At 52.0% G+C, this 14,387-nt stretch carries 11 protein-coding genes; 1 reads left to right on the top strand and 10 read right to left on the bottom strand.

The window, feature by feature from the left end; genetic code table 11:
• Positions 1-36: 36 nt before the first annotated feature.
• A complete protein-coding gene (locus tag OH773_RS16055; RefSeq protein ID WP_270139935.1) occupies positions 37-393 on the bottom strand; it encodes a DUF1294 domain-containing protein in 357 nt (118 codons plus the stop codon).
• Between the two features lie 203 nt (positions 394-596).
• Between OH773_RS16055 and OH773_RS16060 the strand changes: the two genes are divergently transcribed.
• The gene (locus OH773_RS16060; protein WP_270139937.1) at positions 597-1,667 is read left to right on the top strand and encodes a DUF1176 domain-containing protein; all 1,071 of its coding nucleotides are present in this window, start codon (positions 597-599) and stop codon (positions 1,665-1,667) included.
• Positions 1,668-1,724: 57 nt separating this feature from the next.
• Here the strand turns inward: OH773_RS16060 and lysS are convergent, their stop codons facing one another.
• The 9 genes from lysS to OH773_RS16105 all read right to left on the bottom strand — a co-directional run bounded on the left by lysS (position 1,725) and on the right by OH773_RS16105 (position 14,386).
• Complete coding sequence (gene lysS, locus OH773_RS16065; protein ID WP_270139939.1) at positions 1,725-3,242, bottom strand: lysine--tRNA ligase; 1,518 nt, start codon at positions 3,240-3,242, stop codon at positions 1,725-1,727.
• A gap of 171 nt (positions 3,243-3,413) precedes the next feature.
• Complete coding sequence (locus tag OH773_RS16070) at positions 3,414-4,883, bottom strand: POT-type proton-dependent oligopeptide transporter (protein ID WP_270139941.1); 1,470 nt, start codon at positions 4,881-4,883, stop codon at positions 3,414-3,416.
• Positions 4,884-4,942: 59 nt separating this feature from the next.
• Entirely contained in the window at positions 4,943-7,090 is a 2,148-nt protein-coding gene (cadA, locus tag OH773_RS16075; RefSeq protein ID WP_183271186.1) for a lysine decarboxylase CadA, read from the bottom strand.
• Positions 7,091-7,170: 80 nt separating this feature from the next.
• Positions 7,171-8,508 carry a cadaverine/lysine antiporter gene (cadB, locus tag OH773_RS16080; protein ID WP_183271187.1) on the bottom strand — a complete coding sequence of 446 codons (1,338 nt, stop codon included), beginning with the start codon at positions 8,506-8,508 and terminating at the stop codon, positions 7,171-7,173.
• A 365-nt stretch (positions 8,509-8,873) separates the two neighbouring features.
• Positions 8,874-10,403, bottom strand: a complete 1,530-nt coding sequence (gene cadC, locus OH773_RS16085) for a lysine decarboxylation/transport transcriptional activator CadC (protein ID WP_270139945.1) — start codon at positions 10,401-10,403, stop codon at positions 8,874-8,876.
• A 176-nt stretch (positions 10,404-10,579) separates the two neighbouring features.
• Positions 10,580-11,668, bottom strand: coding sequence for an ABC transporter ATP-binding protein (locus tag OH773_RS16090; protein WP_270139947.1), 1,089 nt, complete (start codon positions 11,666-11,668; stop codon positions 10,580-10,582).
• Entirely contained in the window at positions 11,669-12,619 is a 951-nt protein-coding gene (locus tag OH773_RS16095; protein ID WP_270139949.1) for a carbohydrate kinase family protein, read from the bottom strand.
• A gap of 28 nt (positions 12,620-12,647) precedes the next feature.
• Positions 12,648-13,487, bottom strand: a complete 840-nt coding sequence (locus OH773_RS16100; RefSeq protein ID WP_270139951.1) for a carbohydrate ABC transporter permease — start codon at positions 13,485-13,487, stop codon at positions 12,648-12,650.
• Complete coding sequence (locus OH773_RS16105) at positions 13,484-14,386, bottom strand: carbohydrate ABC transporter permease (protein ID WP_270139953.1); 903 nt, start codon at positions 14,384-14,386, stop codon at positions 13,484-13,486. Before OH773_RS16105 ends, OH773_RS16100 begins: the two co-directional genes overlap by 4 nt.
• Position 14,387: the final 1 nt, after the last annotated feature.

The following is a 14,387-nucleotide window of genomic DNA, read 5'->3' on the forward strand; positions in this document are numbered from 1 at the left end:
CAGTAATAAGGCCGATCGAGAGATCGGCCTTATTGTTTAAAACAGTGATGAGCTGCCATCGAGCATCACAAAACGAGATAACACCACCAAAACCACGATATTCAACACCACACTGATAATGAAGTAAGTTTTGAATGGCTGCTTTTGCGTTTTATGGCGAAAGAGCTGCTGGCCCAAAATGGCGCAAGGCCACCCTCCGACAAAACCAAACATCAGCAAAGTCGACTCCGGCACTCGGCGCCAGGCTTTTCGTGCAGCCATTTTATCCGCACCGTAAATCACCAACGTCAGAATGTTGGCCAGTAAGAACCAAATCACAATGGGGTAAGGCAAAAACAGGCTTCCTATTGCTGCGAAGGCCAAAAGCAAATAACAGAAACGATTGAGGTTCATACCGTTAACCACAGGGTTCTCAGCTAAAAAAGATGCGCGATTATAACCGATTAAGAAAGCGGTGAGTCATCTCCCTGCATTGACATCCGCCTGGTCAAAGGCTTCACTATTCCGTTGTTGTCAATAAAACCTGCCCGGCGTTTCAGCAGGCGAGTTCGCGTTTGAATAATCAGAACAACATGACGTTATTAAAGGGATGAATCATGAATAAATGGAAAGACAGACGGAAAGTTTTCAATAAGCGCAGCCCTGGGCTTGTTATCGCAGGACTGTTATTAGCCGTATCACAAGGAGCAGTTTCAGCATCTTCGTCAGAATCGTTAAGTTTCACGCATAAAGACTGGGATCTGGTTTGTGATAACACCCTAACCTGCCGTGCGGCTGGCTACTCAGCAAACGATGTTGATCCTGCGGCAACGGTCCTGATAACGCGAACCGCAGGGCCATCGACGCCGGTGACCAACCAGGTAATGCTTGGAGATTATGACGGCGAAGCGGCAACCAAAACGCCCGGGGCACCACAACTGCTGATAGATAAGCACTCTCTTGGCTCGCTTTTAGCGATCGATGGTGATGCCTGGAAAATGAGTGAAACGCAATTCACCGCCTTTAAGCAGGCACTGCGCCGCGACAGCAAAATCAGCTTTAAAAACAATCTGCATGAATACCCTTTCTCCGGCGCGGGCTCCAGCGCGGTATTGCTGAAAATGGATGATGCTCAGGGCCGCGTGGGCACGACCGGTGCGCTGATAAAGCAAGGGAGCAACAGCGAATCTAATGTCAAAATGGCTGTTCCGCAGCCAGTGATAGTGAAAGCCCCGGTGCGCGACATAAAAAGCCGTGACATGACTCCTCAGGAAACCGCGCTGATTAAACCGGCGTTGCTCGATCTTGTCGGTAAAATTAGTGACTGCGATGACCAGCGACTCAATGAAACATGGCAAATCGCGGGCCTCAATGAAAAGCAATCACTGGTCATTGCACCTTGCTGGATGGCGGCATACAACTCTGGCGATGTGTATTTTGTCATCAGTAATGATATGTCGAGCCCCCCTGTACTGGTGACAGACAGCGCAACCTCCTATGAGGATGGCATTGTTGGATTTTTCATGAAAGGCCGGGGATTGGGTGACTGTCTGAGTCTGCAAGAATGGGCATGGGATGGCGAACGTTTCGTACCCAGTGCGGCACAGGATACCGGACGTTGCCGGCTGATCCGACCGGGTGGCGCATGGGAGTTACCGACACTGACCACCAGAGTCGTCACACGCTGAGCCATAAAAAAGCCCCCTGGCTTTCAAGAGCGAGGGGGCTTTTATCTTTACTGGGACTTACTTCTGCGGACGCATCGCCGGGAACAGGATAACGTCGCGGATAGTGTGGCTGTTGGTAAACAGCATCACCATACGGTCGATACCGATACCCAGACCCGCCGTTGGCGGCAGGCCATATTCCAGCGCGGTCACGTAGTCTTCGTCATAGAACATCGCTTCGTCGTCACCAATCGCTTTCGCGTTCACCTGCTCGAGGAAGCGTTCAGCCTGATCTTCAGCATCATTGAGCTCGCTAAAGCCATTACCGATTTCACGTCCACCGATGAAGAACTCAAAGCGGTCAGTGACTTCCGGGTTCACGTCATTACGGCGCGCCAGCGGAGACACCTCAGCCGGATACTCGGTGATAAAGGTCGGCTGAATCAGGTGCGCTTCTGCCACTTCGTCAAAGATTTCAGTGACGATGCGGCCCAGGCCCCAGCTCTTCTCAACGTGAATACCGATAGATTCGGCGATGGCTTTCGCTGCATCGAAGTTATCCAGATCCGCCATGTCAGTTTCCGGGCGGTATTTCTTGATAGCTTCGCGCATGGTCATTTTTTCAAACGGCTTGCCGAAATCAAATGTCCGATCGCCATAAGGCACTTCTGTTTTACCCAACACGGTCAGCGCCAGAGTACGGAACAACGATTCAGTTAGTTCGATCAGATCTTTGTAGTCCGCATACGCCATATAGAGTTCCATCATAGTGAACTCTGGGTTATGACGAACGGAGATCCCTTCATTACGGAAGTTACGGTTGATCTCAAATACACGCTCGAAGCCGCCCACCACCAGACGTTTCAGATACAGTTCCGGCGCGATGCGCAGATACATATCCATATCCAGCGCGTTGTGATGGGTGATGAACGGACGTGCAGATGCGCCGCCTGGGATCACCTGCATCATTGGGGTTTCGACTTCCATAAAGCCGCGTTCCACCATGAACTGACGCATCGTGGCGAGGATTTTCGAACGCACTTTAAAGGTGTGACGCGATTCGTCGTTGGCGATCAAATCCAGATAACGCTGACGGTAACGCGCTTCTTGATCCTGCAAACCGTGGAATTTATCCGGCAACGGGCGCAGCGATTTGGTCAGCAGACGCAACTCGGTGCAATGAATAGAGAGCTCACCGGTTTGGGTTTTGAACAGCGTACCGCGCGCGGCAATAATGTCGCCAAGGTCCCATTTTTTAAACTGTTCGTTGTAGAGCCCTTCCGGCAGAGCATCGCGGGCGACATATAGCTGAATACGGCCCCCCATATCCTGCAAGGTAACGAAAGAAGCTTTCCCCATGATGCGACGGGTCATCATACGACCAGCAACAGAGACCTCAACGTTCAGGGAGACGAGTTCTTCGTTATCCTTGCCATCGAATTCAGTGTGCAATTGGTCAGAAGTATGGTCACGACGAAAATCATTCGGGAATGGGATACCCTGCTCACGAAGTTGAGCCAGCTTTTCACGGCGGGTTTTCAGTTCATTATTAAGGTCAATTGCCTCATCGGCACGTTGTGCTTGTTGTTCAGACATGTTGGTTCCTCATAACCCTGCTTTCATACTTGATTTCAGCCTGATATCACTCAGACGTAAACAAACTAAAGTTATTTCATCGACTTTCTACACTATTACCAGAATATCCTCCTCCTAACTATGACGCAGTGCAAGAAGCAGGCTTACACCTGCTCTCTGTATGGGTAAAAATTAATCGCCTCGGGATTCATGCAAACACGGGACCGGTGGAGAAAACATCAGCCGGGCTGCGATAACCAACAGCACAATCACCGCCACGCAGCCAATCGTCCACTCGCCCATTTGCGAGAAAAAGTGCTGGTACGCGGCAATTGCGGTTTCACTGATATGTGACTCGGTAGTCTGTTGCGCCACCAGGCCCGCCAGCCAGTTCGCGACGGCCCCGGTCGCCAGCATATAGATTCCGGTCAACATGCCAGTCACGCCCGGCATATTCAGACGGGTGATCTGCGCCATGGCCACTGGGTCAATAAACAGTTCGGCAAAGCCCATCAGCGCAAGCCCCCCCACCATCAACCCCATTGAAGCGTGACCATCGACAGTGCCATGACGGGCATTGAGCGCCAGCAGCATAAATCCGCAGCCCATCATCAGCAGGCCAAAGGCAAATTTCAGCCACACGCGAAGTACGGAACGGGTCTTTCCTTCCGGGCGAATCAGCCACGCCAGCACCACGCCTCCCGCCATGACGGCAACAGCGTTAACCGACTGGAACAGCGCCGTCGGCACTTCAATATTGAGCAAGCGGCGGCTAACAAAGTTGTCGATAAACAGGCTGATAGAGCTTCCGCCCTGCTGGGCCAGCACCCAGAACAGTGTGCCCGTCAGCATCAGCAGAACGATTTGCCACAGCGCGCGACGGTGTTGCGGCGATGACACCATGATCCGCGCCACCATCTGGGCCGCAAAGATACACACGATTGCCAGCAGATAACCGGCCCCGTTATTTTCGAGTAGCAGCGTGAAAAACACCGGTGCCACACACAGCATCACCACCAACCAACCCCAGGTTGGCAGCACAAATTTCACCGCGCGCAACGCCTGTTTGTCGACACCACGGGTGTGGCTGAAATGGCGATGTCCGCTCAAAAAAATCAGCAGGCCGATAAACATGCCGATGCCCGCCAGTGCAAAACCGATATGCCAGCCATACCACTGCGCCGTCAGTCCACAGGCGATCGGGGCGGCAATCGATCCTACGTTCCCCGCCGCGTAAAGCAGCGAAAAACCGCCGTCGCGACGATGGTCGTCAGCGGCGTACAGTTCGCCGAGCAGGCAGCTGATATTGGATTTGAACAGACCATAGCCACAAATAATGATCGCCAGCGCGAGGTATAAGCTCCAGATTGAATCAGATTCAAAGCCCAGCACCACATGGCCGAGCGTCATCAGCAGCGCGCCGGCAATGACCGCCGTGCGATTGCCGAGCAAGCGGTCGGCAAGCCAGCCGCCAAGAATGGGTGTTACGTAAACCAGAGAAGCGTAAGCGCTGAAAAGACTGATGGCGTGGCTGTCATCAAAGCCAAGCTGATGGGTGAGATAAAGGATGAGTAAGGCACGCATGCCGTAAAAGCTGAAGTATTCCCAGATTTGAATCGCGACGATGTAATAGATCGCGCGCGGCTGTGAGGGTGTTTTCATGAGGTCTCCCTGGTGCGTGAAAAAAGGGAAGTGGCAAGCCACTTCCCCTGGAGCTTCAATTACTTGTTGTTTTCTTCTTTCAGCACTTTAACGGTATAACGACCATCCGCCTGGCGATATGCGCCATGGATATCGGTTTCGAAGCCCGGATAATGAGCGCCGATTTCGCACAGCATCTGCAAGAATTCCAGCACCGGACGGCTCTCTTCGGTGATCATTTCACCTGGCATGACCAATGGAACACCTGGAGGATACGGCAGGATCATGTTGGCATTAACGCGACCGACCATCTCATCGAGATACACTTCTTCGGTTTGGCCATGCAGCTCTTTCTGGAAAGCAACGAACGGAGTCACCATCATGCTTGGCAGCACTTCGAAGGCGCGGAACATCAGATCCGGCAGGTTGTGATGCGCAATCAGTTTGTGAATGTTCTGTGCCAGTTCCTGAATACGCATGTTTTCATAGAATTCAGGATCTTCACGGTACAGAGATGGCAGCATGTTTTTCACACGCAAGTTCAGGTCGAACGAACGTTTGAAATCGGTCAGCGCACGCAGCAGGCTCAGTGCTTTAGTTTTGTCGATACCGATGCTGAACAGGAACAGCAGATTGTACGGACCGGTTTTCTCAACAATGATGCCGTGTTCGTCGAGGTATTTAGACACGATGCTTGCCGGAATACCGAACTCATCCATGGTGCCGTCTTTCTTCATGCCCGGAGTCAACATAGTGACTTTGATCGGGTCAAGGTACATGTGTTCGTTATCGATGTTTTTGAAACCGTGCCATGCGCTGTCAGAGCGCAGCGGCCAGCATTCTGCACCATCGATATGTTCTGGCTGCCAGACGTCGAAGAACCAGCCTTCAGATTCCCCTTTCAGGCGTTTGATCTCTTTACGGAACTTGATAGAACGTTCAATAGAGCCATCAATCAGACGCTTACCGGAATTGCCTTTCATCATCGCAGCGGCAGTTTCGGTAGAAGCAACAACACCGTAATGTGGAGAAGTGGTGGTGTGCATCATGTAGGCTTCGTTGAAGGTTTCTTCGTTGATATCGCCTTTCACGTGGATCATGGAAGCCTGAGAGAACGCAGCTAACAGTTTGTGCGTAGACTGGGTTTCATAAATCACCTTCCCTTCCACACGGCCACCGCTCATCCCGCATTTACCGGCATAGATTGGTGAGAAGTTGGTGTATGGCACCCATGCAGAGTCAAAGTGGATTGATTTAACATCCAGGGTTTTCTTGATGAAATCAGTGTTATACAGCAGACCATCATAGGTGGAGTTGGTGATAACTGCGTGCACCGGCCAGGTCGCATTCGGCGTCTCTTTAACGCGTTTTGCGATAGTGGCGCGCTGGAACTCGCTCTGTGGAATACCACCGAGGATCCCGTAAGCGTTACGGGTTGGACGGAAGTAAATCGGCGTAATGTTGCTCATCATCATCAGGTGAGTCAGAGACTTATGGCAGTTGCGGTCAATCAGTACGGTGCTGCCCGCTGGAGCCGAGTACATACCGACGATTTTGTTCGCGGTTGAAGTCCCGTTGGTCACCATATAGCTGCGTTCAGCGTTAAAGACGCGAGCGATGTACTCTTCTGCTTCTTTGTGCGGGCCGCTGTGATCCAGCAGAGAACCCAACTCAGAAACCGAAATAGAGATATCTGATTTCATGGTGTTTGAACCAAAGAAATCATAGAAGATGCTGCCTACCGGGCTTTTCTGGAATGCAGTACCGCCCATATGGCCTGGAGTACAGAAAGTATATTTACCTTCGCGGACATATTTGAACAGCGCTTTGGTCAGTGGCGGCAGAATCGTGTCGATGTACTCATCGGTGTTCTGTTTGATTTTGTTTGCGATATCTTCCGCAGCACCCAGCGCATATTCGAAGAAGCGAACCTGTAAACGCAGGTCGTTCAGGCTAACGTCCAGTGTGGAGTAGGTATTCGCGAATGCGTACAACGGCATGTATTCGTTGCATTTGCTGATCTCTTCGCACAATTCCAGATTGTATTTATCCCAGTCGAAGATCACGCCGCACAAACGAGCGTTGTTTTCGATAAGCTTCAACAAATCTTCGCGGTCGTTTGGATAAACAATGCGGAAGTCCAGGCGTTCAAGGGCGCGATGCAGTTCACGGATAGGCTCTTCTTTAAAGTAGACGCCCATGTGATTCATGATTGCGATAACGTTCATAGTAGAATCTCCAGATATGGGGAGCCCCTCCCATCACGGTGTGACAGGTCAGGAAGGCGCTCCAGGAAAAGGGTTAGTGATTAATGCGCGTCAGCGGTTGAGCTGTCGGTGGCGTCGTTAGCGTGTTGACGCTGGTGCATTTTGCGACCGTAGAACATCAGGATGATAAGGCTGACGATAAAGGTCCCGGCCAGTTCGAAGGAACTTGCACCCATCAGGGCGATGAAGCAGAACGCGCAACCCAGTACAGAACAAATCAGGCTCACGAAGTTGCGAATGTTGAAACCTTCGAAGCGAATCAGGTCAACGCAAGAGTAGAAGTAAGGCAGCATGGTCAGCAGTACCGCGATACCGGTCAGTTCACCGAACAGGTCAGACGCTTTACCACCGCTGGAGTTCATCAGGGTGATCAGTACCATCAGCGCCGTCATTTTCACCGCAGCCAGCAGCAGGCCTTTCTTCGGAATTCCGTTGTTATCCACCTCGCCGTAAATTTTAGGGAAGTTACCGTCGCTTGCAGCACGAACACCCGCCTGGCCTACCAGCATCATCCAGGAACCCAGAGAAGTCAGACATGCAAAGGCAGTGAATGCAGAAACCATCGGAGCTGCCCAGCCGCCAAGGATAGTTGACGCACTGATAGCGAACGGAGCACCTGATGCAGCCATCTGAGCCGCAGGATACATACCGGCAATAACTTGAGTTGCAGCGATGTAAACGATACCCGCCATCGCCGTTCCCAGCATGGTTGCCAGCGGAACGGTACGTTTTGGATTTTTCACCATACCGGTACTGACGGCTGCGGATTCAACACCCACGAAAGCCCACAAGCAAAGCAGGATACTTTTAATGACCGCGTGGCTGTCAGTGGTGTTGGAGGTGTTCCAGTTTGCCTGATAGGTTGCCGCGTCAAACCAGTGCCAACCCACAATGGCGGTAATCAGCACCGGAATTAATACCAGTACCAAACCAATGGTTGTCAGGCGACTGACCCAGGTACCGCCGAGCATATTGACAAAGGTAAATATCCATACGATAGCAATACACGCCAGGCCTGCAGGAATAGGGTCATTCAGAACAGGGAAGAAAGTAGAGAGATAAGAAACAGCGGTAATACCGATTGCCAGGTTACCAATCCAGTTTGCGTGATAATAAAGCACGCCAGTCTGGAAGCCGAATGCTGGAGATATTTCCCCGGCATAGGCAATTGGGCCACCTTGTTGTGGATTCTTGGTTGCCAGTCGGGCATAGACATAAGCCAGAGACATCGCACCAATAATTGAAATAACCCAACCCCAAATAGCAATACCACCAATACCTGCGAGGTTAGCAGGTAATAATGCGATACCGCTCCCCATCATATTACCGGCGACAACGCCGGTACATGCAAATAGCCCGATCTTCTTGGCAGAACCCATGTTTGCTTATCTCCTAAGTTTATTTGGGCGGTACAGGCAATCCTGGTGAAACATGTATTGGCCCGACCCACTGCCGATAAGGTTACTGATTCAGAAAAAATAAGTCCTAAAGATAAAGTGAAATATCACCAAACATCAGACAAATGATAAGTTGAGCTTTTTCAATTAACATATAAGGATGACATGTTGATATCAAAAAAACATAAACAACGTTTATTTACAGTAACTTACGTCACGCTTACTGAGTTAAAATAGTGTTGTGTTATCGCCGTAAAAAGATAAACATAGATAACAATTGGGTTGCTCATGAGAAACATAAGTTTAACCTCATCATGCCCAATATCCTGAGCATGATGAGGGTTTACTTATTCTGAAGCGAGGAAGTTGTCGAGATAAGGAACTACGTTGGTAACGGAGGTCTGGAATACAGCGTTTTGAATCCAGTAAAAGGTATTATCACCCGGACGTAAATTGAAAGCCGTCAGATAAGCATCTGCCGCTTCACGGTTCTGGCCTTTCATCTCGTAGACTTTGCCTAGCAGCACGTAATTCATCCACGACATTTCCATCTCGATACTGGTATTAATGGCACTGTATGCCTCATCGATTTTCCCCTGACCTAACAGATAGACCGTTTTAATTTGATAATAAACCGCCAGATCTTTAATTCCCGGCATCTCTCCTAGCTGTTTTATTTCGGCATACAGCGTATTGAGTTGTTCTTTATCCAGCGTTTGTTGTGAATAGCGTAAAACATCCACCAGCATTTTTTCTGCAAACGCGTAAGAAAAGTCAGGAGTGTCTTTAATCACATCATCAAGCAGCTGACTGGCTTTATATAATGAATCAACATCACCATTCATTAATAGCTGATGCGCCTGATAAAAATGCGTTATCGCCGAGCTTTGTGACGGCTGATAGAGCTTGAGCATCACCTGCATCCGGTCCGGCCACGGCTGCTTCAGGGCTACCGACAGGCTATTCAACAGGTCGCTTTGGATCGTCAATTGGTTGTCGCTGGTGATGAAATAACGCTTGTCCATCATCGTTGAACCATCGGCGTTATCCACCAACTGCACGGACATAAAGCACTGCTGCGCGCGATAGTGCCGCTGGTTGACGAACTCGATGGTCAGCGTTTTACCTGAGCTGCTTGGCTCATTGGTGTTGTAGTTGGTTTTATCATGCACCATAAAGGTGGAGAACGTGTTCAGCGAGGTCGTCATCAGGCTGCCCAGCCCGACCGCGTAGGCGTCCTGCGATGCCCAGTTGGTACAGGTGCCGCCCTTGACCAGATGGATATCAATATCCCGCGGATTCAAAAGCAAACGGGCTTTATTGCGCGGTTTTGGCGAGTCTATCGTCGAGAGCGCAACCAGCGCGACACACGTTCCTAACGCCAGCAGGAACAGGAGCCAGACCCAAAAAGTCGAGGCACGCTTAGGCTTCTGCGGTTTCGCGGATGGCGGCAAGCTTTGCGGTAATTCTGCGGCAGACGCGGGGTCAGCAAGATCCGCAACCGCGGCAGACGCCGATTGCGCAATAACAGGCGCTGGCACTTCACCCTCTTCCGTACACCAGACAACCGGCACCGTCAGCTTATAACCTCGCTTCGGCACCGTCGCGATGTATTCCAGGCTACAGTCTCCGCCATCTTTCAATGACTTGCGTAGCTCGGAAATACTCTGCGTGACGACGTGGCTAGTGACCACGTTTCGCGTCCAGACGTTATCGATAAGCTCATCCCTGCTGAGCACCTCATCAGGGTGGCGGGCAAAGAAAACCAGAAGATCGATTAAACGCGGTTCAAGAGTAAGCTGACGTCCCTTCCGGCTGATTTGGTTATCAGAAGGTGTTACCAGCCACTCCCCCACACGAACTACAGGTTGTTGCATAAAAAAGGGCCCAACGAGAAAAGGCCGGATGATAACACAATTCCACCCCCTATTTTTGATAGGGGTCATTACCTCAACGCATTACATATCACTATGTTTATTAAAAATAAACGTTTTTTATATCTAAAATTGATAAGAAATGCCGCACTAACAACCGCTAAAATTCTTAGGGCATTTCACCCTTCCGCGAGCCGCTCCCCCGTCTGCGCATCAAACAGATGAACCGCTTCACTGTTGGCTTCCAGATACAGAGTCTGGTCATGACTGGCACGAATACGCCCCGCGAACTGCACATGCAGTGGGAAACCGCTCCAGTCGATGTGCAGCAAACTGCTCTCACCGGTGACTTCCAGTAAGCGCAACGTTGCTGCTGGCAACTCACTTTGCGCAACGGGTTTTAAATCGTGCGGACGCAGCCCAAGCGTCACGGCTTCGCCTTCACGGGCGTTGGCCTTGCGCACCCACTTCTCCGGAAGCCGGAACCACAACTGATTGCAGGCCACGCCCGGTTTTCCGTCGATATTCTGGAATACACCTTTTAGCAAATTCATTGGCGGCGAACCGATAAACCGGGCCACAAAAGTGTTCGCCGGCCTGTCGTAAATCGACAATGGGTCGCCCTGCTGCACGATAAAACCGTCTTTCATCACCACGATGTTATCGGCAAGCGTCATCGCCTCGATCTGATCGTGTGTCACGTACACCGTGGTGGTACGAAACTGCTGATGCAGCGATTTAATTTCCGCCCGCAGCTCCATTCGCAACTGCGCATCCAGGTTGGACAGCGGCTCATCGAACAGAAAGACTTTGGGATTACGCACCAGCGCACGCCCCATCGCCACACGCTGGCGCTGACCGCCGGATAAATCTTTCGGCAAGCGTTTTAGCAGATTGGCAATGCCCAGCACGGTCGCCGCCTGCTGCACTTTCGCCTCTTGTTCGGCTTTGGGCACTTTCTTCACCTGCATGTGGAATGCCATATTCTCGGCAACCGTCAGATGCGGATAGAGCGCATAACTTTGAAACACCATCGCGATATCACGGTCGGCAGGGTCGAAATTATTGATCTGCTGCTTATCGAGCAAAATGTCACCGTCGGTCAGTGACTCAAGCCCAGCCAGCAAGCGCAGCAACGTCGATTTCCCACACCCTGACGGCCCGACCAGCACGGTGAAGCTACCGTCCGGAATGGTGAGATTCAGCGGTTTTAGCACCTGCACTTTGCCGTAATTCTTGGCGACGTTTACCAGTTCAACCAGAGCCATTCAGGTCTTCTCCACGAGGCCAAAAAGCGATTGCCAGTCAGGATAACGGCGCGGGGAACTGCTGATCGCACACCCCGCCACGCTCACACCCCATTGCAACGCGGTAGCAAGAGGCTGTCCATAAATCAGCGCAGATAAAAAACCGGCATTAAAACTGTCCCCGGCACCTATGGTGTCGACCACCTCAACCGGCTGCCCAGGCTGATGCAGCGTTAGATTCGCTGCCCATAAACGCGCGCCATCGGGCCCACACTTCACGACGCAAAATGCATTTTTTGGCATTTTCGCCAGCAAGCGCCGCGCGGCCTCATCAAGCGCAGATGTCTCTGCCAGTCCAAGGGTTTCGACTTCATTGAGCAGCAGCGCATCACAAAACGGCAGCCAGGTTGCAGTTTGCTCACGCAGGGCATTGCTCCAGTCCTGCGGTGGCCAGCCACTGTCGACGGCAACGAAATATCCGCGATCTTTTAGCGTTGCCAGCAATTGTGGGTATTCGGCATACAGCGCAGTACACAGCCAGGTGCCGCACAGTAATACCCAGTCGCCAGGCTGTGCGGCTTGCGGGATCTGCGCCAGAACATCCTGCATAGAAAGACGGACGATGTGTCCCTGGTTACTGAAAAAGGTGCGCTCGTGGTCGGGATGCGTCACGCCGAACGTCAGCGACGTTTCGCACTCATAGGTTGGCCAGTGTGGTGCACTGTCAGGAAACAGGCTCGCCAGCCACGGTGTGAACTGATCGTTGCCCTGATTGGCGACTAAACGGTACGGCGATTCCAGTGCCGCCAGCGCCAGTGCACAATTTCCAGCGGATCCTCCCGGGCGCAACGAACTGCTTTCCAGCATCGCTTCGGTGCCTTTCTTCGGCCATTCACGCAGCGTACTCATGATTAAATCCACATTAATATTGCCCACCACGTACAGGGTGGCGCGGGTTTCTGGTTTCTTCATTATTTTGCATTTCCCATGATGCTGGCATTCATCCTTTACTGCCGCCGGCGGTGAGCCCGCTCACCAGCGTTTTTTGCAGCCAAAGAGCAATAAACAGCGGCGGAATAGCCGCAAGAATACCGACGGCGGCAATCAGGCCGTCATCGGTGGCACGCCCGGCGGTGAAACCCGCAATCGTGACCGGTAATGTCTGGGCGTTAATATTGTTAGTAAATAGCAGCGCGTAGAAAAACTCATCCCAGGCCAGCAACCAACCGAACATGGCCGAGGCGCCGAGTGCGGGTTTTGCCAACGGCAAAGTTATCCTCAGTAAAACTTGCCAGTAGCGCAACCCGTCAAGACGCGCGGCCTGCTCAATATCAATGGGCAGCGCATCAAACTGGTTTTTCAGCATCCAGGTCAGGAACGGGATGATCATCGAGCAATACACCAGAATCAGCCCAATGTGCGTGTTGAGCAGCGCCAGCTTTTCCAGAATAAAGTACAGCGGCAGCACAAACGCCACCGGAGGCACCATGTAAATCGCAAGCCCGCCAAACAACCAGAACTCGCGCCCGGGATAGCGTGAAAAACTGTACGCCGCAGGTATTGCCAGCAGCAGCGAAATCAGCGTAGCACCGCAGGCCACCAGCAAGCTGTTACCCAGAGCGTGCAGGAACAAAGCCCCCGGCTGCCCCGCTTCCAGGGTCAACAGACTGGCATAGCGACTGAAATCCCACTGGCGCGGCAGCCACTCCAGCGGAACGCGGGTCAAATCCTCCGCCGAACTGACGCTCATCAGAAACATCCAGAACAACGGCGCCAGAATAGACACGGCAAGAAGTGCGGCGGCAACATAACGTAGAATAAGCCGGATTTTCTGTTTCATTCGATGCCCCCCGAACGACGCTGGCGTAACAACATCACCATATAAATCAGAATCAACACGGCACAAATCAGCGTCATGAGTATCGCGTAAGCGGCCCCGCTTCCGGCGCGCAGATAGCTGAAAGACTCCTGGTAGACAAAGAAACTCACCGTTTTGGTACTGTCCAGCGGGCCACCACGGGTCATCACGTAGATGATGTCGAAAACTTTAAACGCATCGATAGTGCGTAAAATCAGCGCAACAGCCAGCGGGGCGGCAATCGCCGGGAAGGTGATTTTGCGAAAACGACGGAAGGCCGATGCCCCGTCCAGGCGTGCAGCCTCATATAAATCGTCCGGGATGGTCTGTAACGCAGCCAGCACCAGCAGTGTGACCAGCGGATAGTTCTTCCAGATATCAGCGAACATCACCGCATTAATGGCGGACGACGGGTCGCCAAGCCAACTGCGATAGTTATCAATCACCCCTGATTGAGTTAACAAGGCGTTGATGCTGCCGTAATCAGGGTTGAAATTCAGCCGCCACATGGTGGCGTTGACGATAGTCGGCAGCGCCCAGGGTAAAATAACCAGCACTCGCAGCACGCTACGCCCCCAAAACTGCTGGTTGAGCAACAGCGCCGTCAGCACGCCAATAATGCCCTCGAACATCACCGAAACCGCGGTGAAATAAAGCGTTCGCCAGAGTGCCTCGCGAAAGTCGGGGTCCGTCAGCGCATAGAGAAAGTTTTCGCTCCCCACCCAGCCTGGTGCTGTGCCATCGCCAATCAAACCCGCATCGGTAAAACTGAGCCACAGCGTGCGCACGAGCGGCCAAGCGGTCAGCAAAAACATCATGATCAGCATGGGCGCGAGGAGCAGCCAGGCCTGATGTTTCTCACGTTGGCGTAAAGTCTGCATA

Origin of the sequence: Buttiauxella sp. WJP83 (assembly GCF_027594725.1) — a bacterium.
Classification (GTDB): domain Bacteria; phylum Pseudomonadota; class Gammaproteobacteria; order Enterobacterales; family Enterobacteriaceae; genus Buttiauxella; species Buttiauxella selenatireducens.

What these genes read in the sequence shown, in the direction of transcription:
- OH773_RS16060 (WP_270139937.1), top strand. Translation starts at nt 597, where the DNA reads ATGAATAAATGGAAAGACAGACGGAAAGTTTTCAATAAGCGCAGCCCT.
- cadB (WP_183271187.1), bottom strand. Translation starts at nt 8,508, where the DNA reads ATGGGTTCTGCCAAGAAGATCGGGCTATTTGCATGTACCGGCGTTGTC.
- cadA (WP_183271186.1), bottom strand. Translation starts at nt 7,090, where the DNA reads ATGAACGTTATCGCAATCATGAATCACATGGGCGTCTACTTTAAAGAA.
- OH773_RS16070 (WP_270139941.1), bottom strand. Translation starts at nt 4,883, where the DNA reads ATGAAAACACCCTCACAGCCGCGCGCGATCTATTACATCGTCGCGATT.
- OH773_RS16105 (WP_270139953.1), bottom strand. Translation starts at nt 14,386, where the DNA reads ATGCAGACTTTACGCCAACGTGAGAAACATCAGGCCTGGCTGCTCCTC.
- OH773_RS16055 (WP_270139935.1), bottom strand. Translation starts at nt 393, where the DNA reads ATGAACCTCAATCGTTTCTGTTATTTGCTTTTGGCCTTCGCAGCAATA.
- OH773_RS16095 (WP_270139949.1), bottom strand. Translation starts at nt 12,619, where the DNA reads ATGAAGAAACCAGAAACCCGCGCCACCCTGTACGTGGTGGGCAATATT.
- cadC (WP_270139945.1), bottom strand. Translation starts at nt 10,403, where the DNA reads ATGCAACAACCTGTAGTTCGTGTGGGGGAGTGGCTGGTAACACCTTCT.
- OH773_RS16090 (WP_270139947.1), bottom strand. Translation starts at nt 11,668, where the DNA reads ATGGCTCTGGTTGAACTGGTAAACGTCGCCAAGAATTACGGCAAAGTG.
- OH773_RS16100 (WP_270139951.1), bottom strand. Translation starts at nt 13,487, where the DNA reads ATGAAACAGAAAATCCGGCTTATTCTACGTTATGTTGCCGCCGCACTT.
- lysS (WP_270139939.1), bottom strand. Translation starts at nt 3,242, where the DNA reads ATGTCTGAACAACAAGCACAACGTGCCGATGAGGCAATTGACCTTAAT.